Annotated in this window: 2 protein-coding genes; one reads left to right on the forward strand and one right to left on the reverse strand. The window is 66.2% G+C overall.

What is annotated here, in order from left to right; genetic code table 11:
• Nucleotides 1–1,228, reverse strand: a 1,228-nt coding sequence (locus tag DBR23_RS26875; protein WP_369882177.1) for a methyl-accepting chemotaxis protein, incomplete at its 3' end; no start/stop codon positions are given.
• A gap of 245 nt (nucleotides 1,229–1,473) precedes the next feature.
• Between DBR23_RS26875 and DBR23_RS32370 the strand changes: the two genes are divergently transcribed.
• Nucleotides 1,474–1,652, forward strand: a 179-nt coding sequence (locus DBR23_RS32370) for an osmotically inducible lipoprotein OsmB (RefSeq protein WP_108500111.1), incomplete at its 3' end; no start/stop codon positions are given.

A 1,652-nucleotide genomic window follows, 5' to 3' on the forward strand; every position in this document is an offset into this window, starting at 1 on the left:
CCTCGCTGGCCACCACCGCAAACCCACGGCCCTGCTCGCCGGCACGGGCTGCCTCTACCGCCGCGTTCAGCGCCAGGATGTTGGTCTGGAACGCAATGCCATCGATCACGCTGATGATGTCGGTGATCTTTCGGGACGCGGCCGAGATGACCTGCATGGTGGTCACCACCTGGCCCACCACCTCGCCGCCCTTGACCGCCGCCTGCGAAGCCGAGCCGGCCAGCGTGGCCGCCTTGCGCGCGGTGTCGGCGTTGTTCTTCACGGTGCTGGTGATCTCTTCCATGGAGGCAGCCGTTTCCTCCAGGTTGCTGGCCTGTTCCTCGGTGCGCTGGCTCAGGTCGGCATTGCCCATCGCGATCTCGCTGGAGCCCGTGGCAATGCTGTCGCTGCTGTGCCGCACGTCGCCCACGATGCGCACCAGCGAGCTCTGCATGCCCTGCATGGCACGCATCATCTCGGCCACCTCGCCACGCCCTTGCACCTCGATGGGTTGGGACAGGTCACCCTCGCCAATGCGCTGCGCCACCGCGCTCACCGCCCCCAGAGAGCGGCGGATGCGCTGCACCACCACCCACGACAGCACCACCAGCAGCGCCAGCCCTGCCAAACCCGCCACCAGCACGGTCATGCGGTAGGACTGGATGAGCTCTGCCGCCTCGGCCGCCTGCTCGGCCGAGCGGCGCACCTGGTAATCCACCATCTTGTCGGCCACGGCGTTGTACTTGTCCAGCACTGGCGCAAACGTGCCCAGCGCATAGGCGCGCGCCTGGGCCATGTCACCCGCCTTTTTCAGCTCCAGCGACTTGTCGCGCGACTCCAGGTACGACTTGCGGATGGTGGCCAGCTCTTCCTGGATGCGCAGGCCCTCCGGGCTGTTTTCCAGCTCGGTATAGCGCTTTTGCACCTTGCTGGTGTCGGCGGTGGTGGCGGCCACTGCCTCCTTGAAATAGTTCTGAAGGTCATCGCCCTCGGTCTGGGCGATGGAGAACACACGCGTGGAATTGACGGCGATGTTGCTGCGCCAGCGCAGCGCCAGTTGCAGCCGCTCCACCTGCTCGGTGGCCAGCTGATCCACCGTGGCCCCCAGGCGCTGCACACGCACCAGGCTCAGCGCCAGGACGACCACCAGCGCCAGCACCGCCACGCCCACAATCAACCCGATCTGCTGCGCCACCGTCAGCTGGGTGCCCACGCCGCCCCGGCCGGCTTGCTGGATGTGCTGGGTCATCGCGTGTCCTTGTGTAAGTTTTGTATGACAAGGAAATGATCTGCCTGCGCAACCCGGTTGGCAACAGCGACAGGCGCAGGGAAACCCTTAGTTCCTCCTGTGCCGCCTGTCCTACACCCAGCACCCTTGCCTGCCTACAGCCACCGCGCGGCCGGGCAGCCACAGTAGAGGCACAGGTCGAGCTTCAGCCGCTACCGCGGATTGGGGACCACGGCCTGACTCCACAACCATCAAGGAATCTCGCCATGAACATCCGTCACATTCTTCTTGCGACTACCTGCACTGCGGCCCTGGCACTGGGTGGTTGTGCATCCAACCCCACCAACGCCCAGGTCGGCACTGGCGTCGGCGCCGTGGTCGGTGGCGTTGCCGGTAACGCCATCTTCGGCGGCCCTGTGGGCACCATCGGTGGTGCCGCTGCCGG

This window comes from Acidovorax sp. HMWF018, assembly GCF_003061035.1.
GTDB lineage: Bacteria > Pseudomonadota > Gammaproteobacteria > Burkholderiales > Burkholderiaceae_C > Acidovorax > Acidovorax delafieldii.